Below are 21,602 nucleotides of genomic sequence, written 5' to 3'. Positions count from 1 at the left end.
TCCGTGCCATTTTAGAAAGTGCCTGTCAGACCGAAAAAAGTAAAAAGTTTCGGATTCCTTTATTCTGGGGGATTCGGAACTAACTTTGCATAACATCGTAGCTATCTCCATCCGTCCAGCATTCAGGTGGCTGTATATGATGACCGTGTAGAAGTGACTTCTCTCGGAATGGTTTTTGGCAGTTTGAAAATTGAAGATATCAATGTTGTCCCTTACTTGACTCAATCGTGTCAGGATCGCCAATCATCCAGGATGGGAAGCTGGTTGGGGCGGTGACCCATGTGTTCATACAGGACTCAACCAAAGGCTACGGGATATTTATTGAAAACATGTCCGGTCGGAGTAGTGGGAAGCGTTTCAAGCCTGCTAGTTATTTCCTGAATATATCGACCGCATGGCTCGTAATTCCGGTCATATCTGCCCTTTCACAGACCGCATAATGGTATTTTAAATACAATTGAAATTCATCGTCACTCATTGCATCGACAGCCTCACGCATAAATAAGGCGCATCCGTCTGCCGCGATGTAATGCAGCCGGACGACTGGAAATACGGCCATTAAATCGTCGATGTCTTCTTTGCGGACAAGCTCAAATAAGTCCTTGGGTTCGGATTTGGCGGCGAAGGTTTCAGAATCAAGCAGGCCATTTTTGATATATTCCGCCACATTGATATTACCGCGGCGGAAACCTTCATCGAGAAGGCAGCCGTCGGATATGACATATGCGGCAAAGATCACTCCGCCGCGTTTTGTTACACGAATTGCTTCGGCCAGAGCCTGGCGTTTGTCTTCTGTGCTGTAAAGGTGATACAGCGGTCCTAACAGCAGCGTAATGTCATATTGATTGTCTGGGAAGTCGGATAAGTCCAAAGCATTGCCCTGGATAATCGAGATACGCTCATCGGACTGCGTATTCTGACGGAAGATTTCTATATTATGTTCAACCAGCTCCACCGCATCAACCGTATATCCCTGGCGTGCCAGGCGTGAGAATACCGGCCGGTTCCAGCGCCGATTTCCAGCATATGGCTGTCTGGTTTTGCATACTTTTCAATATAACGCATTGTGGTAAGAAACTCTACTGATCCATGCTTTGGCGCAAGCCGGCTATCCTCGTTAAAACTGCTGTAAAAGTCGATTAAATACTGGTTTGTTTTCATATGATAATCCTCCTTCAACTGGTTTGTAATCGGAAATTAGGAAACAATAGATAGACTTATACTGGTAAATTCCAGTCCGGTTTTACCTGCCTGATAAAAGCCGATAATATGTTGATGATCATTTTTTCAGCGCTGCTTCTGTCTAATGTGATTTTTTTAGTAGCTGCCAAAGAGGCTATTCCATGAGTATAGAGGAATAAGTCTAAAAAAATAGATTTTCCCTGTTCGCATTCTACTCCAATGGTTTCTGAAAATGTTCTGGCCTTTTCTTCATTGTCGGTTTCTCGGTAAAAATCCTTTGCTTCTGTCATATTTAAATCCATATCGTTTATAAAGATCAGTTTAAATAAATGAGTTTCTTTCTGAGCAAAGTCTATATAGGAAAGAGGATCGGTCAGCAGGGGGCTGACCATCACACGATTCTGATAATCAGCGACATACTGCTCATAGTATTCATATGCAAAAGCAAGAAAGTCTTTTTTTAACTCATCCATGTTTTCATAACAAGTAAAGATCGGCCGGGTGGAACATTGCAATTTCCCTGCAATACTTCTGGCATTTACTGTTTCAAATCCTGTTTCTCTTGTAATATTAAGTACTGTATTCAAAATCATTTCTTTTGTTATTTTTGCTTTAGGCGGCATACAGAGGGGCTCCTTATAAAGAAATTAATAAATTACATATGTTGCATAACTATTGTTACACAATGAGAAGAAGATGTCAAGAAAATTTCTTCCAGGTGTTTTTTGGAAATGAAGGGATTCGATTACTTTAAAGAAATGATAGTGGTTTTTGTACGCAGCACAATTGACCAGTGCCGAAACATATAAGCCATCATTTTGATTTTAAACAAAAAGTCGATTAATCTTCGATTGCGCCCGAAAACCAGATGTGCTATATTGTGAATCAGGTAATGTTCTTTGTACCTGCCGATATAAGAGGAGAAAATATGATAACTTATCAGAACACAAAGACCATCCGTGACCTGGTGCTGCATGCAGGTAGGAAACATGGAGAACGCATTTTTTTACGTTATGAGGATAATGATGTAATGTATGATGTAACCTCAGGGAATTTGCAGAAGAATGCAGTGCGGTCGCCGCCTGGGTGAAGGAACAGGATAAAAAAGCGGGCCATAAGGTAAAGATCGGACTGATGGGAAGCAGCAGCCATCACTATCTCGCTGTGCTTCTGGGTGCGATGAGCAACGGCAATGTGGGAATCCCACTGGATGTGCAGATGGACATGGAAACCTTCTGCGACTGCCTGAACCGCTCCGATGTGGACATCCTGTTTTACGACTGGGAGCATCGGGCGCTTGCTGAAGGAGCCGAAGAAAGGTGCCCTGCTGTTACAGACTGCATATCTCTTCAGCACGGAAAGCACGCACCCTGTTCCGACAACATTTTAAAGGCATACGCCGGAAAGGCGTCAAACGCATACATATCTGAAAAAGACTGCGCCATGATTCTTTTTACCTCAGGAACAACAGGAAGAGGAAAGGGAGTCATGCTCTCTCATGAAAATCTGATCGACAATACATTCTGTACTACTGACACCGACCATCCCGAAAAAGAAATTTATCTGAATATCCTGCCTATTCATCACGTGTTCTGCTTAAATGGAGATGTTTTTCTTGCCATGCGCTATGGGAGCATGCTCTGTCTGAACCGGGACATGGCCAAGCTGGCTGCCCATATCCAGTTATTCCAGCCGACAGTGATCCGTATGGTTCCCATGGTAGCAAAGGCGCTTTATAACAGGATTTCCATCATGATGAAGCAGGAACCGGAGCGCCCGATCCGTGAAATTATGGATGCTGTGCTTGGGAAACGCCTTCATAAGATCATCAGTGGAGGCGGATATCTGGCACCGGAACTGGCGGACAATTACAGCAGGCTTGGTATTGCCATTGCCCAGGGGTATGGGATGTCGGAATGTTCGCCGAAAATATCCTCTCCTGACTGGACAAGGCCGGATAAGGTTTCGTCAGTTGGTAAAATTGTAGACCGCTGCAAAGTGCGGATCGCAGATGGAGAGATTCAGGTAAAAAGCCCTTCCGTTATGATGGGATACTATAAGGAACCGGACAAAACGGCGGAAGTGATGACGGAAGACGGTTGGCTCCGTACCGGTGATATCGGATATGTAGATGAAGAAAATTTCCTCTATCTCACAGGCCGGAAAAAGAATCTGATCATACTTAGTAATGGAGAAAACGTAGCGCCGGAGCAGCTGGAAAATATGTTTGAGGATGAGCAGCTGATCGAAGATATTCTGGTGTTTGGAGATGAAGATACCATCTCGGCTGAAGTTTATCCAAATTTTAAATTTGCAGAAGCGGCTGAAATTGCGGATATAGAATCGGCGGTGAATGAAATTATAAAAAGCCATAATCAGGATCTTCCTACATATAAACGAATCATGAAATGCAGGGTGAGAGAAAATCCATTTGAGAAAACTTCATCCAAAAAAATCATTCGAACGGCCTATTTCAGCCAAAGAAAAATGGAAGAGGAGCAGCTTGCCAGCGTGCATCGTCCGGAAAATGAGCTGCAGGCAGAAATCTATGAGTGCATTGCAAAGGTGCTGGGACACCGCCGGTTCGGCATTGATACGGATATCTATGAAGCAGGAATGGACTCTCTCGGCAGCGTGCTGCTCCTGACCAGCCTTTATGACAGACTGAATATCTCCATGACATTGAATGATCTTATGGTATATACGACCGTTCGGAGGCTGGAAGGGTTCGCAGTTGAGAGCAGGAAGAAAGAACAGGTGGATTTTACGGTGAGAGACGTCTATCCTCTTACGAATCTCCAGCTTTTCTTTGCGTATGTAATGCGGGGAAACACAACGGCCAATCTGCCGTTTCTGTTCCGCCTGGACAAAAGCGTAGACCTTCTGCGCCTGAAAAAGGCGGCGGAAGATTTATTCGATGTCCATCCTGGGTTGAAAGACATTATACAGCAGGATCAGGGCGTGTATAAGAATTTTCGTGATGATGAACGGAAAGTAGAGATACCAATCGTAAACTTGAGCGGTCCGGAGTGGGAGGAAACGCAAAAGAGGCTGATCAGGCCTTACATGTACGGGGAAAATGAACCTCTCTACCACGGAGGGATCTACGAGACAGATTCCCACAATTATTTCTTCCTGGACATTGCTCACATTATGGGAGACGGCATGACCATGAACATCCTGTTCGAAGATCTTAATGACCTCTACCGCGGAAGAACCGTAGAAAAAGAAACATATACGTTTTATGAGTATATCCTGGATGAAAAAGACCGGGATGCAAGGGGACTTCGCACAGAAAATGAGCAGTATTTTCAAAATCTGATGAAGGACTTTAAAATCAGGAAGAGCATTCTGACACGCAAGGACTGCCATGACCTGCAGCAGGGCCGGAATGCAGCTATAAAAAAGCGTTTTGACAGCCTGAATAAGAAAAAGGTAACGGCGTTCTGCCGCAAAAACGGCGTTTCAGAAAATGTCATGTTTTTGACCGCTTTTAATTACTGTATCAGTATTTTCAGCAATGAAAAGGATACGGTGAGCACCAGCATTCACAGCGGCAGAACGGACAGCCGATGGAACAGGCTGGCCGGTCCCCTTTTTTTGACTTATTATTTCAGGTATACAAATGCAGCCCATGAAACGGTCCCTCACCTGCTGAAAAAGCATGGAAAGCAGATTATGAATACGATGCGCTGCTATATCTCCACGCTGCATGCAGATGAAATGTTCTTTCAGTACCAGGGAGATATTCTGAACATCGATGAGATTGGAGGCGCGCCGGCAGAGCGGATGAAAATGCAGCTGGATTCCCTGCCATTCCATCTGCAGGTGATGGCGGATACAAGAGGATACTATTACGAGCTTCGCTACTGGGAAAACAGATTTGATAAACAGCAGCTTGACATATTTATGACCTGTCTGGAGGTGATTCTGGAAGCCATGCTGGACGAACCATCCGTGCGCAAACTGAAAAAGCATCTGCCGGAGACGATGTTTCCCAAACATTATTTTATTGCGGCTGGAACCGTTAATAAGGAAGCCGGCTGCGAACTGATTGGAAATGTCGATGCAGATACGAAGGTAAAAGCATATATTCTGGATGAGAACTGCCGCAAGCAGCCGTACGGAGGCTGGGGAAATCTTTATATTATGGACTATGAGACGAAGGGATGGATGGATAAAATTACGAATCCCTATGGTAAAGGCGTACTCTATCAAACTGGGCGGACTGCCCGTATTCTTCCCGACGGTTCCATCGATATGATCGAAAATGGGGGCAGGACGGTCATGTCGGAAGGGATTGCAGGCCGTTTCTTCCTGAATCTTCATAAGCTGGAGCATGTTCTCTGCGAATATGAGGGAATCCGGTCGGCAGAAGCATATATCAGATATGCAGAAGAGAATAAGCTAGTGCTGACAGCGGAGATTTATGGGACAAAGGAACCGGATATGGAAAAACTGAGGCATATCTTGCCGTCCACTGTGAAAATCAGCTGATTCCTGGAGAAATACGATTTAAGGGAATCGACATGCAGTAAGGGAGGACCGAACACCGACAGCTTCTTATTTTGCTGCCGATTTTCGACAGAGAAAAAATATCAGATATCATACAATAAGTAAAAAAAGAGGCTTCTGAAACGGATGAAAATTCGTTCAGTCCGCCTCTTTTTTCGACGTTTTAAAAGAAGCAGGGAAAATAAGGTAACTTTATATAAAGATTATGGAAAAAAATGCAGGAATTTCGTAAAAAAAGAGTTGGAAACATAGGGGCGTGTTGTGTATAATAGGTAGGAGTGCTTTTTGTCGAAAAAAGGCATACCGCCATGAATTGACAGGACAGTGAAAGCACGGAGTGAAGAAAGAAAGAATACTGACGGCCCGAAGAGGGCGTTCTGATAGATAAGGGGATAATACATATGGTTTTTTCTAGTCTGTTTTTTGTACTGTTTTTTTTACCTTTGAACCTGATTTTGTACCGTTTTATGCCGAACATAAAGGCAAAAAATATAGAGATGCTCATCTTTTCGCTGATCTTTTATTCATGGGGCGGACCGCGCTATCTGATCCTGCTGATCGGCATGGTATTTATCGCGTGGGGATCGGCCGTACAGATTGAGCAGAACAGAGAAGACGAGAAAAGGAAAAAGCAGTGGATGGCCGCCGGCTGTGCAGGCCTTGTCATCGTACTCGGAATTTTTAAATACCTGACCTTTCTTTTGGGAAATGTGCAGGCAGTATTTCACGTTCCGGCAGTCGTGCCTCAGATTGTTCTTCCGATCGGTATTTCTTTTTACACCTTTCAGCTCATTTCTTATGTGGTGGACGTCTACCGTGGAGAAGTGGAGGCGCAGAAAAAGTACTGGATGCTTCTTCTGTATGCCGGACTGTTCCATCAGTGCATCGCCGGTCCGATCGTGCGCTATGAATACGTTGCAAAGGAGCTGGAAGACCGTTCCGTCAGGCTTTCCGGAGTAGGATCAGGAATACGCCGTTTTTTTATCGGACTGGCAAAGAAAGCTGTGCTGGCCAACAGCTGTGCAAGTATCGCGGATGCCCTTCTTCCGGTAGCGGCAGGAGAGCTGGCGAAGATTCCAGCAGCAGGTCTGTGGGTGGGAGTACTCATGTACATGTTCCAGATTTATCTGGATTTTTCTGCCTATTCGGATATGGCAATCGGAATGGGGCAGATGATCGGCCTTCACTACGAAGAAAACTTCAATTATCCATATACGGCAGTATCCATTAAAGACTTCTGGAGAAGATGGCACATGACTTTGAGCAGCTTTTTCAGGGATTATGTATATATCCCGTTGGGAGGAAGCCGCTGCAGCCTTTTAAAGAACGTCAGAAACCTGTTTGTGGTCTGGCTCCTGACCGGCTTCTGGCATGGAGCCAGCTGGAATTATGTTCTCTGGGGATTGTATTTCTTCGTTTTCCTGCTGATCGAGCGGGCATTTCTGGGCAGAGTTCTGGAGAAAATACCATCCTTTTTCGGTCATGTTTATGCCCTGATCGTCATTTATTTCGGGTGGATTCTGTTCCGTTCTGAGAACCTGGGCAATGTTGCGGTAATCATAAAGGGTATGTTTGGCCTGAACGGCAATGGAGTAATGGACATTCAGACAGAAATTGTGCTGAAAAATAACATTTTCTTTATGATCTATGCACTCCTTGCTGTGACACCGCTGTTTAAGAAGATAAAAGAATGGCTGCTGAAATGGTATTCTTATAATTTCCGCATGCCTTATCCGGTATATATCGGTCAGGTGGCCATCATGGTATTCCTTTGGGGATTATCGATTCTGGCCCTTGTTGGAAACAGTTATAACCCGTTTTTATATTTCCAGTTTTAGAAGAAGGTTGAATGAAAAATATGAGAAGTTATCAGATGAAATTAAAAAAGCGAAGGCTTATGAGGCGCAGAGATGCCGTGACGGCATATCTGTTTGCTGCGGGCCTGTTTATATTCTTTGTGATTGGAATTATTATGCCTCTCAGGCCGAAGGTGTCGGAAGTGGAGAAAAGAGAACTGGAGAAGTTTCCGGAATTTCAGCTGGAAACATTCCTGAACGGGGAGTATTTCAGCCAGATTTCTACATGGTATGCGGATACCTTTCCTTTCCGTGAAGCCCTTCTGACGGCTAATTCCAGCCTGAAGGAACTGTACGGGATCAAGACGCAGCAGATATTCGGGAACACATCGGTGGGAGATGATATTCCGGATGTCATTCCTTCAGAAGGCAAAGCAGATGGTCCGGACCAGTCTCCGGAAGGCGGGGAGCAGGGCGGCGCTTTGACTGCTGAAAGTGAGTCCGGAGAGGATGCAGCAGAAGCGGCTGCTACGGAAGCCACAGAGGAGACAGAAGAGCCAACTGAGGAGAGTACGGAAGAACAGCTTCAGGACGCTACCATTCATACGGAACCGGAGGTGGCGGGAACGGTCTATATCGCGGAAGGAAGAGGCTTTGAACTCTACTACTTCAGCAGAGAGGGCGCTGATCTCTATGCTTCTGTGATCAATGAGGCAGCCCAAAAATTCCAGGGCGTAGCAACGGTTTACGACATGCTGGTACCGACTGCTGTAAGCGTATGCCTGGACGAGGAGATTCAGAAGTCGTTAAAGAGCTCTCCACAGGACAAGGCGTTCGACTACGTATACGGTCAGATCGACAATTCCGTGAAAAAGGTATCTATTTTCGATACGCTGAAAAAACATAACGCAGAGTATATTTACTATAATACGGACCACCACTGGACGGCATTGGGCGCGTACTACGCATACAAAGAATTTGCCGCGGCCAAGGGAATCGAGCCAAAGAGCCTGGACGAGTATGAGAAAGTGGTATTTGAACACTTTGTAGGAAGCTTTTATGCATTCAGCAACCAGTCCGAGGTTTTGAAAAATAATCCGGATGACATTGAGGCTTACGTACCCAGCAGCACGAACAACATGATGTTTGTTGAGAAGAGCGGAGAGGAACGGAAGTGGAAAATTATCAATGATGTCAGCAAATATGCGCCAGGTGTAAAGTACAGCTGCTTTATCGGCGGAGACAATCCATATTCCAGAATCGACAATCCAGTCATTACGGACGGCTCTTCCTGTGTCGTAATTAAGGAATCTTTTGGAAATGCGTTTGTTCCGTTCCTTGTAGACCATTATCAGACGGTGCATGTTATCGATTACCGGTATTACAAAAAGAATCTTGTCAATTTTGTAAAAGAAAACAATGTTCAGGATGTGATTTTCATCAATAACGCAGACGTGCTCAGCGTTAAAAAACCGCTTCAGATCCAGGCGCTTTTGAACCAGTGATGAAAAGTCTTTCATTTCCGACAAAAATGATAGTTGTGAGTTTGTATGCCATCAGATAGAGAATTGTGTCACAAGATGGCTTTCTGTAAAATGAGAGTCTGACTTGTCAGACTCTTTACTTTTTGGCGGATTTTGAAGCGGATTTTACAGAAGTTGTGGGAAAAATGACCCTTCATCACAATATATGGGATAGAAGTAAGATGCCGGGCAAATTTGTCGAAACTTGCGGTTGAATATCGTTGCAAGATAAGAAAAATGAAGTCTATAATACAGGTACGAAAAGGAAAAAAGAGGAGGAAAGAAAAATGGGAGAATTAAATATTGCGATTGCTGATGATAATCCACAGACTTTGCGTCTGCTTGGCGATATACTTGAGGGGGAAGATGGTTTCCATGTAGTTGGAAAGGCAGAAAATGGGGAAGAAGCCTATAATATGATCGTAAAAACGAATCCTGACGTGGTTTTGCTCGATATTATTATGCCGAGACTGGACGGAATTTCTGTTATGGAGAAGGTGAAAAAGAATAAAGAACTGCCGAAAACGCCGTCGTTTATCATGGTTACGGCAGCCGGAAGCGAGAATATTACGGAAGAAGCTTTCAGTAAAGGAGCCAATTATTACATCATGAAGCCCTTCAACAAAGAGGTTATTGTTGATAAGGTGAGACGTGTCGGAATGGGTCGTCAAAAGGTACTTTCCATGGGCGGTACGAGGAAGGTAAAACCGTATATCAACAAGGAAGAATACATAGAGCAGAACTTAGAACATGACGTAACTCAGATGCTTCATGAGATCGGCATTCCGGCTCATATTAAAGGTTATCAATATTTAAGAGATGCCATTGGAATTTCTGTAGAAGAACAGGATATGCTGACGTCGGTTACAAAAATCCTCTATCCTACGATTGCCAAGCGCCACCAGACGACTCCGAGCCGTGTAGAACGTGCCATCCGCCATGCGATTGAAGTAGCATGGAGCCGGGGTAAGATGGATACTATCAACGAGATTTTCGGATATACGGTGAGCAATGGAAAAGGAAAACCTACAAACTCGGAATTTATAGCTTTAATTGCGGATAAGATCAGACTGGATTATAAAAGAATCTGACAGAATAAGGATTGCTGCGGTGCGTGATAAAACGGCGGCGATCCTTTTCTTTTTGCAGAAGGCTCCCTGCACGCTGACCGAAATCAGGAATGATGGGAGAGAACTGCTCATAAATAAGTTAAGGGCACTATGATAGGAAGGCCGGGCAAGCTCTTCTTGGCACAGGAAGAGTCCGCCAGGCAAGCTCGATTGCGCTGCGCGCCATCCCGCTTAGCGGCTGTCGCCGCATAATTTAGAAAGAACATAATCCAATCCGTGAGCAAGCTCTTCTTGGCACAGGCGGAGTCCGCCAGGCAAGCTCGATTGCGCTGCGCGCCATCTCGCTTAGCGTCTGTCGCCGCATAATTTAGAAAGCACATAAGCCAATCCGTGAGCAAGCTCCCTTCTTGGCTTATGCGCTTTCTAAATTGCCTGGCTCGTAGATATATAAAATTGCCTGGCTCGTAGATATGTAAAAAAGTTGGAAAAAAGAAGGAATAGTGCTTTCTAAATTTTCTGAATTATTGTATACTATTAGGAGAAAGAGTCTGTTGGGGAAGGCAGACGATTCTGGCTTTTACAGCTATCAAAGGAGGGTTTTATTCATGAAGAAAATATTATTCGTAGCTTCGGAAGCTGTACCTTTTATTAAGACGGGTGGACTTGCCGATGTAGTTGGTTCACTGCCGAAGTGTTTTGATAAGGAATATTTTGATGTGCGTGTCATGATACCAAAATATCTGTGTATCAAGGAAGAATGGCGCAGCCAGATGACGTATGTAAATCATTTTTATATGGACTATCTGGGGCAGAGCCGTTATGTCGGAATTCTGCAGTACGTCTATGAGGGAATTACATTCTATTTTATCGATAATGAAAGCTATTTCTGTGGGCCGAAGCCCTATGGCGACTGGTATTTTGATCTGGAGAAATTCTCCTTCTTCTGCCAGGCAGCCCTCTCATCCCTCCCAGTAATCGGATTCCAGCCGGATGTTGTACATTGCCACGACTGGCAGACAGGACTGATTCCTGTTTATTTAAAGGACAGATTCCGTGCCGGCGAGTTCTTCAGCAGTATGAAATCCGTAATCACCATTCATAACCTGAAATTCCAGGGCGTGTGGGATGTCAAGACGATACAGAGGTTTTCAGGCCTTCCGGATTATTACTTTACGCCGGATAAGCTGGAGGCGTATAAGGACGGCAACATGCTGAAGGGAGGCATCGTGTATGCGGATGCCATCACTACAGTAAGCGACACGTATGCAGAAGAGATTAAGATGCCGTTTTACGGCGAGGGCCTGGACGGTTTGATGCGTGCACGGGCCAACAGCCTGAGAGGGATTGTCAATGGAATTGACTACGATGAATTCAATCCGGAGACAGACACGGCGATTGTACAGAAATACAACGCAAAGAATTTCCGTAAGGAGAAGGTAAAGAATAAAAAGGCGCTTCAGGAAGAACTTGGACTTCCTGTTGACGAGAAGAAATTTATGGTCGGTATCGTATCGCGTTTGACGGATCAGAAGGGCTTTGACCTGATTCAGTGCGTTATGGATGAGATGTGTACGGATGATATGCAGCTGGTGGTTCTCGGCACAGGTGATGAAAAGTATGAGAATATGTTCCGCCATTATGACTGGAAATATCATGACAGGGTTTCTGCCAATATCTATTATTCCGAACCGATGTCCCATAAGATTTATGCAGCATGTGATGCATTTCTTATGCCGTCTCTGTTTGAACCGTGTGGCCTGAGCCAGCTGATGGCCCTTCGTTATGGGACGGTTCCGATCGTCAGAGAAACCGGCGGACTGAAGGATACGGTCGAGCCGTATAACGAATATGATAGCAGCGGTACAGGATTTTCCTTTGCCAATTACAATGCTCACGAAATGCTTGGAAGCCTTCAGTATGCAAAATATATTTATTACAATAAAAAGCGTGAATGGAATAAGATTATAGACCGGGCGATGGCAAAGGATTATTCCTGGAAGACATCAGCCATGAAATACCAGGAATTATATGACTGGCTGACCGGGATTACAGTATAATTGCCCATAAATCAGACATGATATCATGTACGTGCCGGCTTTTGTGCCTGCCGTCAATGTCCAGGTGATGAAATCCGTGGAGTCACTGTATCTGCGGAGGGAATATGATATAATAAGAGCGATTGGCAGGTAGCTTCTGGGCTTGGTTTACAGATTAAAAAGGTGTCAGGTGATAGGATATGGAACGGTTTGAATTATCCCGTAAAGAGCGGGAAAAAGCAGTGAGATGGGTGGAAGACGATTCCTGGATCAGGCGAGAGGCATACAGGGATGATCAGGAGTATCTGGCATGTGTCAGTGACATTCTGGAGAATCCTGTCTTTCAGTCTATGGATAACTATATTCAGCACGGCCATACTACATGCAGGGCACACTGCATTCAGGTATCGTATCTGAGTTACAGGATATGCAGAAAACATGGATGGGATTTCGTGGCAGCAGCCCGGGCAGGGCTGCTCCACGATTTATTCTTGTATGACTGGCATACGCATGCAAAGGAAACGGGAAATTATTTTCACGGCTATACTCATCCGCGGGTAGCAATGGAAAATGCAGTAAAATATTTTGATATACCGGAAAAGGAACAGAAGATCATTTTGCGCCATATGTGGCCGCTGACGGTCGTGCCGCCTTCTTCTATGGCGGGAATGGCAATTGTATATGCAGATAAATTCTGCAGCCTGTCAGAGGTAGGAGGCCATGTAAAACGGTGGTGTTCAGGCATGCTGCGGCGCAATAAGATTGCTTAGGAGAGAAACATGACATTTTGGGAAGAACTAGGGAGTAATCAGGTGCTTGTCAGTTCAATTGTAGGCTGGACAGTGGCTCAGGTGCTGAAAACAATTATTGATCTGAGTCTGAACAAAAGCTTTTCGGCAGAACGACTTGTAGGTTCGGGGGGCATGCCAAGTTCCCACTCGGCTACGGTGTGCGCGCTGACTACATCGGCAGGCCTTGTCTACGGCGTTGGATCATTTCAGTTTGCTATTTGTTTCGTATTGGCTTCAGTCGTTATGTATGACGCCATGGGAGTGCGCCGTGAAGCTGGGAAACAGGCAAAGCTCCTCAACCTGATTCTGGAGCAGGACTTTTTTAAATTAGATAACGAAGCTTTTCAGCAGAGGCTGAAGGAGCTGATCGGCCATACGCCTCTTCAGGTGCTGGCGGGAGCAATACTTGGGGTAATTGTAGCAGTGGTAATGGATGGCCGATACGCATAAACGGAGTTGGGAGTCCATTCATAAAAACGTAAGAAAAATAAATTTGTATTCCGGGGAGATTCGTATTATACTTATTAACAAAAAATTAACACGAGAAAGAACGGAGGAATCATATGACAAGATATCACATGATTATCTGGTTTTTTATTCTGAGTTTCCTTGGATATCTGCTGGAGTGTGTTGTACTTAGCTATGAAAACAGAACTGCTGTGCTGGACAGGGGATTTGTCCGCGGCCCATTTTGCATTATATACGGTTTTGGCGGACTGGGAGCATATACGCTTCTTGCTCCTGTAGCCCAAGAACCGTTTCGTCTGTTTGTTGCTTCTATGGTGATGGCAACAAGTATGGAACTTGTAACAGCAAAGTTGATGATCCGGCTGTTCGGTTCATTCTGGTGGGATTACAGCCAGAAGCCTTTTAATTATAAGGGGATCATCTGCCTGGAAAGTAGTCTGGGCTGGGGATTCCTTGGGATATTTTTCTTCTGGTTCCTGGATGGATTTGTCCACGGCCTCGTTTATCTGATCCCCGACGGAATGGAAAAATGGCTGGCGGTTGGTCTTTTGTTTTATTATATAATGGATTTTACATATTCCATCTGGAACGAAAGAACGAATGAAGAAGATGATGATACGCCAATGATTGGCAGATTGAAAATATATTGATGATTGAATGGCTGCACTTCCATTTGGGACGGGCAGCTATTTTACCATATCAGCTTCGCCGATATGGCGCCTCCGGCAGAAAGAAGCGCCTGGCTTTTGGCGGTGAACGCCAAAACCAGCATGCGCAGGTATAAGGCCAATGAACGGCTTATACCATATCAGCTTCGCCGATATGGCGCCTCCGGCGGAAAGAAGCGCCTGGTTTTTGGCGGTAAGCTCTCAAACGGGGGTGTGCTTGGAATACCTGTAGTTTATTAAGAAAGAGGAACGTAATCATGAAAATTGTGCTGGCTTCTGCATCTCCACGGAGGAAGATGCTTTTGGAGCAGATTGGAATTATACCGGAAATACTGCCCAGCGGGGTGGAGGAAACAGTAACGAAGATTGTGCCTGAAGAAGTCGTTAAGGAGCTGTCGGAGAGGAAGGCAGAAGATGTGGCTTCAGGATATGGTGCGAGCAGAGAAGACGTTCTCGTAATCGGAGCCGATACGGTAGTGGCAGCCGGGGACGTAATTCTTGGCAAGCCGGTGGATCGGACAGAGGCCGTAAAGATGATCAGCATGCTTGCCGGAGGTACCCATCAGGTCTGCACGGGAGTTACTGTAATACGGATGAAAGATGGAAAAACGGCGGGCAGATGTACATTTGCAGAAAAGACGTACGTTTCCGTATACCCTATGACAAGAGAGGAAATCGAAGCATACGTGGACAGCGGGGAACCGATGGACAAAGCAGGAGCCTACGGGATACAGGGAAGGTTTGCTGCTTATATTAAGGGTATCAGCGGAGATTACAGCAATGTGGTGGGGCTGCCAGTAGGCAGGTTGTACCAGGAGCTGAAAAAATGGAATGAAAATGCACCAGGAGGGAATTTGCATGATTAAACTGATTGTTTCCGATATTGATGGGACATTGGTTCCGGAGGGGTCTCACGAGATCAACCCGGAACTGTTTTCGGTGATACTGGAATTAAAAGACAGAGGGATTCAGTTTGCGGCGGCCAGCGGCCGTCACTGGAGCAGTGTGGACAAGGTATTTGCTCCAATTCGCAGACGAATTTTTTATATAGCAGACAATGGGGGCTTTATCGGCCTCTATAATCGCTCCCTGTTTCTGAAGACGATTCCGAACGAGGCAGCAAAAGCATTTATTCGCGACATGAAGAAGGTTCCGGGAATGGATATCGTAATCAGCAGCCCGGAAGTCGCGTATATGGATTCTAAGAACAGGAGTTTCTGGACTGGATTCATGACGGATACCTCTATGACGTCAAGGTGGTAGATGATGTGGAGAACGTCGACGATGAGATTCTGAAAGTAGCGTGTTACTATGAAGGCGGACTGGAAGGAATCGCCGAACGGGCAGAAGCAGAGTATGGAGCATATGGGACCGCTACCATATCCGGCAGAGCGTGGATGGATTTTATTCCGCGGGATGTGAATAAAGGATGGGCTATGAACGTGCTTCAGGACAGCCTGAATATTAAACCCGAAGAGACAATGGTATTTGGAGACCAGTTAAATGATATCGAAATGATGAATCAGGCATACTACAGCTTCGCAGTTGCAGGAGCAAGAGAAGAAGTGCGCCGTACGGCCAGGTTTCAGACGGACAGAAGTGAAAGAGACGGCGTGCTGAAGGTGCTGAAATGCCTGTTGTGATTATAATGGAAGTCTTTGCGAGGAGAGCAGAATGAAGTTTGGAAAACGATGGAAAACAGTAGTGCTGCCTCTGACGGCAGCGGCTCTGCTGCTTGGAGGCTGCAAGGGGATTCCCCTTATGTCTGAGGCAAAGGAGTCCAAACAATATACGGAGCCGCAGACGATGATCTTTGTGGCAACGGAAAGAAACCGCTATGAATCGATTTATACGGACCAGATATGGGGAGTAAAAATGGACGACAGCGGTACTACATTTGAAAATTACCTTTTGGATCAGATAAAAAGCTTTTTAGAAGAGATGCGGACGGTCACTATGATGGCCAGGGAACAGGACATCAGCCTGGATGCCGCGGAAAAGGAAAAAGTGAACAGGCTGACAGAGGATTACTACAAAAAATTAAGCAGAGAAGACATTGAATATATGGGCATCGATAAGGACGATGTCCGGATCATGTATCAGGAATACTGCCTGGCTAATAAGATGGTTACAGAGACCACGAAAGATATGGATCTGGAAGTCAGTGACAGCGAGGCAAAGGTCATGGTGCTGCAGCAGATCGAAGTGTGGAACAAGGAAACGGCCGACCTCGTCTGGCAGAAGACTCAGGAAGAAGGAGCCGATTTCGCGGCGATTGCGGCAGAATATTCCCTGAATCCTGATTTGGAACGGAAACTGGGGCGGGGCGAGGATGATAAAGCGCTGGAGGATGCGGCTTTTGCCCTGACAGAGGGAGAAGTGAGCAGCGTGATTGAAGTGGGCCCTGCTTATTATATTGTAAAGTGTTTGAATGAATATGATATGGACGCGACGCAGGAACGGAAAAAGGTGCTGGAAATCGAGAAGAAAGATCAGATTTTCAGACAGATATACAACGAATATGCCCAGAAAAATCCGGTGGATTTTGGAGACGAAATGTGGGAAGAGCTGAAATTTTCGGGAGATGACGGCTGTACAACTACGAATTTCTTTGAAATGTATCATGAATATTTTAAAAACTGACTGTGACCTGAAAAGTGTGTGGCTGCCTGATGCAGCTTTTCAGAAAATAAGGGTGCTGTAAAAGGAAAATCATACATATCCCAATATCAGAAGGAACGGCCTGACCGCTGTCCAGGAGCAAAAGCTGGTATTTGGATATGAAATTCCTTATGCAGCACCCTTTTTACATAAAATCAGCTGGTTTAACGGAAGAATGCCCGGCAGAGATCAGTCAGCGCTTTCTGGTCGCTGGAGCCCATAAGCTCCCGGGCAGAATGCATGGCCAGCATGGGAATTCCCACATCTACTGCCGGCATGTTCAGCTTGCCGGAAGCGATGGCGCCAAGTGTGGAACCTCCCGGAATATCGGAACGATTGGAAAATTTTCTGTATGGAATCTCATTTTCCAGACAGAGGGATTCCGCCACGCTGACAAAACGGGCGTCCGTAGCATAAGACTGCCTGGCAGCCATTTTGATGACAACGCCGTCGTTCAGCATAATTTTATTCTTAATATCATTTCTCTCCCCGTGATTCGGATGAGTAGCGTGTGCCACATCCATAGAGAGGAGAAAACCGCGAAACAATGCGTCGTCCAGGAACTCTGTGAGACCGAAGGAAGAGTAAATTTTGCGCAGAATCCGTTCAGTAACTGCCGTATCCGCCCCCTGTTTTGTAAAACTTCCGATCTCTTCATTATCATACAGAGCGATGACGTTCAGTCCGTCGTCACGGGATGTTTCCACAAGGCCGCTCAAAGCCGCCTGAACGGATGTGACATTATCCAGCCGGGGAGCGGAATAGAATTCATTGGCGAGTCCGAGCTGTGTTCCCTGTTCTGTATTGTAAATATAGAGTTCATAGTCCAGAATTTCCCCTGCCATCACCTTCAGCTCAGAAGCCAGCAGATTGATAAAGTAGCATTCACGATCCAGAGCCTCCGTAATAAGCGTGAGTACAGGAAGCATATCGGACTGAGGATTCAGCGCCACGCCGTCATTGACCTTCCTGTTCATGTGAATCGCAAGGTTGGGAATGGTGAGGAGAGGCCGTTTGAAGTCCACGAAAACAGTTTTAGGGGAGAATGGATTGTTCCCTTTCAGACATACTTTTCCGGCGATGGAAAGAGGGCGGTCCAGCCATGTGCTGAGGATCGGCCCGCCGTAAACCTCCACGTTCAGCTTGCCATAGCGTTCGGAAGAAACCTCAGGAGATGGCTTCAGCTTGAGGCAGGGCCAGTCTGTGTGGGCGGAGGCGATGCGTATGGAAGCGGTTTCACGGAATTCCTTACCGATGCGGAATGCAAATAAGGTGGAGTCAAAAACATTAACAAAATAAGAGCCGCCCCGTTTCAGTTTAGTCCAGGGATTTCCAAGGCTGAGCGGAAGAAAACCGGCTTCAGACAGCTGACGTTCCGCTTCCAGAATGCAATGATATGGGGAAACGGAAGCATGAAGCGTCTGAGCCAGCGTTTGAAGGTCGTTGTCAGTATATAGATTCATAAAAAAAGTCCTCCTGGTATTTGTCCGGCGTTTTTAACGCCGCTGTCATAGTTCCTATCATATCATAATCAGGCGGAACTATACAAGTTCACTTGTGCGGAATCAGAGGATGATCCCAGGCCCAGCCGGCTGCTGAAGATTGAACTTGAAATCGATCTATGATATGATGGAGGAAGATTGTTTTACGGAAAGGATTAAGGGATGAACGAACAAAATACGGTTAAGGAGATGGTCCAGGAATTCTGTCATACCTGGTTTGAGCAGCGAGATGCGGAAGGGACGCTAGGGTTTCTTTCTGATGAAGTAGAATTTATCGGAACTGGTGAAAATGAGTCTGCATCCGGAATTACGGAAATGACCGAATATCTCAGGCAGGATATAGAAGAAAATCCTGAGCCGTTCGTTTGTAATCTCACAACGATTCATGAGTATGCGCCGGCAGAGCGCGTGCGCTGCATATCGACGAAGCTGACATTAAAGAATGCACATTATACATGGCGTCTGCGCGGCTTTTTTACATGCATACAGGAAGCAGACGGAAATTGGAAGATACGGAGCTTTTATGCTGCCGAGCCTGGCCTCAGCCAGAGAGAAGGCGAACATTATCCCCGTGCACTGGTGATGGAAACCATCGTCCGGCAGCGGCAGGAACTGCTCAATGATTCCCTTCCCGGCGGGATGATGGGCGGCTATATGGAGGACGGATTTCCGCTTTACTATATTAACCGTCATATGATGGATTATCTCGGATATGAGAATCAGGAGGAATTTGATGCGGATATCGGCGGACGGATATCAAACTGCATACATCCGGACGATCAGAAGATGGTGGACGAGGAAGTCGCGACCCAGCTGGCTGTAGGGGATGAATATGTCGTCGAATACAGGATGAAGAAAAAGGACGGCTCTTACATATGGGTTCACGATCTGGGCAGGAGAATTACGGCGGAAGACGGACGGCCTGCGGTTTCTTTTGTCTGTATCGATATTACGGTCCAGAAACAGCTTCAGGAACAGGTAAAGAAACTGTATGAAGAAGAACTGACGTATTTTGCAAAGCTATCTTCTGCGAACGGCTGCATTCAGGGTACGATCAACCTGACACAGAACAGGCTGGAAACCTTTTTGGCAGGCGAAGAGCGTTCTTCCCTGAAAGCAGGCGCCTCTTATTCGGAGGCTGTTGAAAATCTGGCCGATTCCGCTGTAGATGCGGAATATGGGGAGTATATCCGCAGGACCCTGGATCGTGAACGGGTGCTCCTCGACTACGAAAATGGTATCGTGGACTATCAGTTCGATTTTCTGCGGAAACGAAATGACGGAACGATTTTCTGGGCGAGTACGAAATTCCACTCTTGCCTTAACCGGGTTACAGGGGATATTATCGTATTCTTTTATACTGCGGACATTACAAAACAGAAGCTTCAGGAACGGCTTCTCAGCAGGATTGCCGATTTGGATTACGATATTATTATGGATGTTGATATGCAGAAGGACACGTACAGACTTGTTTCGTGTCACAAGGCTCTTGAGGGGGTTATTTCTGCAAATGGAAAATTCCAGAAGGGCATACGGGCGATTTCCGCACAGTATATGGACGAACATGGACAGAAGACGTATACGAAGAAACTGGATTATGCTTATATGAAACATCAGCTGCTTCAGCAGGATGCATACAGCTTTGTGGTGGAGATGAAGGACGTCTACGGCAATAAAGAAGTCAAGCGCGTTCAGGTATCATATATCAGCGAAGTCCTGGGCCACGTATGTGTTGCGTGTACGGATGTAACCGACGTGGTGCAGCAGGAGCAGAGGCAGAAAGAAGAACTGGCTGCTGCTCTGATTGCGGCAGAACAGGCCAATGCGGCCAAAACAGATTTTCTCTCCCGTATGAGCCATGAAATCCGCACGCCTATGAACGCGATTATCGGTATGAGCACCATAGCGGCGCAGTCGATCGGGGATGATGAACAGGTGGCGGACTGTATTTCAAAAATAGGAATTTCCTCCCGTTTCCTGCTCTCGCTGATTAACGATATTCTCGATATGAGCCGGATTGAAAGCGGAAAAATGCTTCTGAAAAATGAAAAGATACCTACAGAAGAGTTCCTCAATGGCATCAACTCCATCTGCTATGGGCAGGCAGCGGCCAAGGGCGTGGACTATGAATGCATTACGGACCCGATACTGGACGATTACTACATCGGGGATGCCATGAAGCTGCAGCAGGTACTCATCAACATTTTAAGCAATGCGATTAAATTCACAGGGGAAAGCGGCAAAGTTACATTTTCCGCCTCCCTGCATAAAAGGACGAAAAATGACGCTGTCCTGAGATTTATTGTGAATGATACGGGAGTGGGAATGAGCGGGGAATTCCTTCCCCATCTATTTGAACCGTTCTCCCAGGAATCTACGGGCACTACGACTCAATTTGGAGGAACCGGGCTGGGACTTGCCATTTCCAAGAGCATTGTGGACATGATGGACGGCCAGATTACGGTGCGTTCCATTAAAGGGATCGGCACGGAGTTTACCATAGATGTGAAGCTGGGAATTACAGAAGAAGAAAAACTGCGTCACCATCAAAAGACCCAGAGCTATAACTTTTCCCATTTGAAAACCCTGGTAGTAGATGATGATGTGGCTGTCTGCGAAAGCGCCATCGTCACTCTTCACGAAATGGGAATCAGGGCGGAATGGGTGGACAGCGGCCGTAAGGCGGTTGACCGTGTGAAGGAGTTCTGGGACGCAGGCAGGTATTACGACTTGATTCTGATCGACTGGAAAATGCCGGATATGGACGGGATTGAGACGGCGCGCAGGATTCGCTCTATTGTGGGGCCGGACGTTACCATTATTATCATGACTGCCTATGACTGGATTTCAATAGAACATGAAGCAAAACTTGCAGGAGTCAATCTGCTTATGAGCAAGCCGATGTTTAAATCCTCCCTTGTATCTGCATTTACAAAAGTGCTGGGAGGAAGGGAAGAGCCGGAGCATCAGGAAGAACCGGCAGATTTCAATTTCTCAGGCAGGAGGCTGCTGCTGGCTGAGGATAATGCGATTAATACGGAGGTGGCAGTAATGCTGCTTGAAAACAAAGGCTTCCAGGTAGATACGGCCGAAAACGGTCTGCGTGCCATGGAGCTGTTCAGCAAATCCCAGGAAGGATATTACAGCGCAATTTTGATGGATATCCGTATGCCGTTAATGGACGGTCTTGCAGCGGCTGTAAATATCCGCCATCTCAGCAACGCAGATGCAAAAACCATACCGATTATTGCAATGACGGCCAATGCATTTGATGATGATATTGAAAAGAGCAAAGCAGCAGGCATGAATGCCCACCTGGCCAAACCTATTGACCCGGAACGGCTTTATCAGACGCTGTATGATTTCATTTACGGAGAGGGGGTTTAAATA

General features: G+C 46.1%; 15 protein-coding genes and 2 pseudogenes. 14 read left to right on the top strand and 3 right to left on the bottom strand.

The genetic code is table 11. The features are described from left to right. Positions 1–370: 370 nt before the first annotated feature. Both DXA13_RS03260 and DXA13_RS03255 read right to left on the bottom strand, forming a co-directional pair. Positions 371–1,161: pseudogene (locus DXA13_RS03260) on the bottom strand (methyltransferase domain-containing protein). 56 nt (positions 1,162–1,217) lie between these two features. Continuing rightward, complete coding sequence (locus DXA13_RS03255) at positions 1,218–1,655, bottom strand: TetR/AcrR family transcriptional regulator (RefSeq protein WP_347559671.1); 438 nt, start codon at positions 1,653–1,655, stop codon at positions 1,218–1,220. Positions 1,656–2,241: 586 nt separating this feature from the next. On the opposite strand from DXA13_RS03255, the pseudogene DXA13_RS22310 reads away from it, so the two are divergent. The 13 genes and pseudogenes from DXA13_RS22310 to DXA13_RS03190 all read left to right on the top strand — a co-directional run. Next, a pseudogene (locus tag DXA13_RS22310) lies at positions 2,242–3,228 on the top strand (AMP-binding protein); the annotation flags it as partial. Beyond that, a complete protein-coding gene (locus DXA13_RS22305; RefSeq protein ID WP_347559683.1) occupies positions 3,226–5,679 on the top strand; it encodes a condensation domain-containing protein in 2,454 nt (817 codons plus the stop codon). The pseudogene DXA13_RS22310 and the gene DXA13_RS22305, both read left to right, overlap by 3 nt. Positions 5,680–6,098: 419 nt before the next feature. Next, complete coding sequence (locus tag DXA13_RS03245; RefSeq protein ID WP_118241911.1) at positions 6,099–7,535, top strand: MBOAT family O-acyltransferase; 1,437 nt, start codon at positions 6,099–6,101, stop codon at positions 7,533–7,535. An 11-nt stretch (positions 7,536–7,546) separates the two neighbouring features. Then, positions 7,547–8,998: a DHHW family protein gene (locus DXA13_RS03240; RefSeq protein ID WP_118241910.1), complete on the top strand. Its 1,452-nt coding sequence runs from the start codon at positions 7,547–7,549 to the stop codon at positions 8,996–8,998. A gap of 305 nt (positions 8,999–9,303) precedes the next feature. Then, positions 9,304–10,107 carry a sporulation transcription factor Spo0A gene (gene spo0A, locus DXA13_RS03235; RefSeq protein ID WP_118241909.1) on the top strand — a complete coding sequence of 268 codons (804 nt, stop codon included), beginning with the start codon at positions 9,304–9,306 and terminating at the stop codon, positions 10,105–10,107. A 584-nt stretch (positions 10,108–10,691) separates the two neighbouring features. Next, positions 10,692–12,143, top strand: coding sequence for a glycogen synthase GlgA (glgA, locus tag DXA13_RS03225; protein WP_118241907.1), 1,452 nt, complete (start codon positions 10,692–10,694; stop codon positions 12,141–12,143). A 179-nt stretch (positions 12,144–12,322) separates the two neighbouring features. Then, a complete protein-coding gene (locus DXA13_RS03220) occupies positions 12,323–12,892 on the top strand; it encodes an HD domain-containing protein (protein ID WP_118241906.1) in 570 nt (189 codons plus the stop codon). 9 nt (positions 12,893–12,901) lie between these two features. After that, positions 12,902–13,363: a divergent PAP2 family protein gene (locus DXA13_RS03215; protein ID WP_118241905.1), complete on the top strand. Its 462-nt coding sequence runs from the start codon at positions 12,902–12,904 to the stop codon at positions 13,361–13,363. Positions 13,364–13,476: 113 nt separating this feature from the next. Beyond that, positions 13,477–14,031 (top strand): putative ABC transporter permease, encoded by a 555-nt coding sequence (locus DXA13_RS03210; protein WP_118241904.1) that lies wholly within the window; start codon positions 13,477–13,479, stop codon positions 14,029–14,031. A gap of 275 nt (positions 14,032–14,306) precedes the next feature. Further along, a complete protein-coding gene (locus DXA13_RS03200) occupies positions 14,307–14,915 on the top strand; it encodes a Maf family protein (protein ID WP_347559670.1) in 609 nt (202 codons plus the stop codon). Then, on the top strand, positions 14,908–15,312 hold the full coding sequence (locus tag DXA13_RS22710) for an HAD family hydrolase (protein ID WP_347559669.1): 405 nt from the start codon (positions 14,908–14,910) through the stop codon (positions 15,310–15,312). The genes DXA13_RS03200 and DXA13_RS22710 overlap by 8 nt, the downstream gene beginning before the upstream one ends. A gap of 5 nt (positions 15,313–15,317) precedes the next feature. Continuing rightward, positions 15,318–15,692 carry an HAD-IIB family hydrolase gene (locus DXA13_RS22705; protein ID WP_347559668.1) on the top strand — a complete coding sequence of 125 codons (375 nt, stop codon included), beginning with the start codon at positions 15,318–15,320 and terminating at the stop codon, positions 15,690–15,692. Positions 15,693–15,723: 31 nt separating this feature from the next. Continuing rightward, complete coding sequence (locus tag DXA13_RS03190; RefSeq protein ID WP_118241901.1) at positions 15,724–16,692, top strand: peptidyl-prolyl cis-trans isomerase; 969 nt, start codon at positions 15,724–15,726, stop codon at positions 16,690–16,692. Between the two features lie 182 nt (positions 16,693–16,874). Here DXA13_RS03190 and DXA13_RS03185 read toward each other — a convergent pair whose 3' ends face one another. Beyond that, complete coding sequence (locus tag DXA13_RS03185) at positions 16,875–18,173, bottom strand: M18 family aminopeptidase (protein WP_118241900.1); 1,299 nt, start codon at positions 18,171–18,173, stop codon at positions 16,875–16,877. A gap of 201 nt (positions 18,174–18,374) precedes the next feature. On the opposite strand from DXA13_RS03185, the gene DXA13_RS03180 reads away from it, so the two are divergent. Beyond that, positions 18,375–21,599, top strand: a complete 3,225-nt coding sequence (locus DXA13_RS03180; RefSeq protein WP_118241899.1) for a response regulator — start codon at positions 18,375–18,377, stop codon at positions 21,597–21,599. Positions 21,600–21,602: the final 3 nt, after the last annotated feature.

It is taken from the genome of Clostridium sp. AM58-1XD, assembly GCF_003464085.1.
In the GTDB taxonomy this organism is placed as follows: domain Bacteria; phylum Bacillota; class Clostridia; order Lachnospirales; family Lachnospiraceae; genus Lachnoclostridium_A.
Note: the sequence above shows the minus strand (reverse complement) of the source record. Positions and strands in the feature narration are given on the sequence as shown.

Coding starts and splice junctions, on each gene's coding strand:
- DXA13_RS03255 (WP_347559671.1), bottom strand. CDS start 1,655: ATGGATGAGTTAAAAAAAGACTTTCTTGCTTTTGCATATGAATACTAT.
- DXA13_RS22305 (WP_347559683.1), top strand. CDS start 3,226: ATGATGGGATACTATAAGGAACCGGACAAAACGGCGGAAGTGATGACG.
- DXA13_RS03245 (WP_118241911.1), top strand. CDS start 6,099: ATGGTTTTTTCTAGTCTGTTTTTTGTACTGTTTTTTTTACCTTTGAAC.
- DXA13_RS03240 (WP_118241910.1), top strand. CDS start 7,547: ATGAAAAATATGAGAAGTTATCAGATGAAATTAAAAAAGCGAAGGCTT.
- spo0A (WP_118241909.1), top strand. CDS start 9,304: ATGGGAGAATTAAATATTGCGATTGCTGATGATAATCCACAGACTTTG.
- glgA (WP_118241907.1), top strand. CDS start 10,692: ATGAAGAAAATATTATTCGTAGCTTCGGAAGCTGTACCTTTTATTAAG.
- DXA13_RS03220 (WP_118241906.1), top strand. CDS start 12,323: ATGGAACGGTTTGAATTATCCCGTAAAGAGCGGGAAAAAGCAGTGAGA.
- DXA13_RS03215 (WP_118241905.1), top strand. CDS start 12,902: ATGACATTTTGGGAAGAACTAGGGAGTAATCAGGTGCTTGTCAGTTCA.
- DXA13_RS03210 (WP_118241904.1), top strand. CDS start 13,477: ATGACAAGATATCACATGATTATCTGGTTTTTTATTCTGAGTTTCCTT.
- DXA13_RS03200 (WP_347559670.1), top strand. CDS start 14,307: ATGAAAATTGTGCTGGCTTCTGCATCTCCACGGAGGAAGATGCTTTTG.
- DXA13_RS22710 (WP_347559669.1), top strand. CDS start 14,908: ATGATTAAACTGATTGTTTCCGATATTGATGGGACATTGGTTCCGGAG.
- DXA13_RS03190 (WP_118241901.1), top strand. CDS start 15,724: ATGAAGTTTGGAAAACGATGGAAAACAGTAGTGCTGCCTCTGACGGCA.
- DXA13_RS03185 (WP_118241900.1), bottom strand. CDS start 18,173: ATGAATCTATATACTGACAACGACCTTCAAACGCTGGCTCAGACGCTT.
- DXA13_RS03180 (WP_118241899.1), top strand. CDS start 18,375: ATGAACGAACAAAATACGGTTAAGGAGATGGTCCAGGAATTCTGTCAT.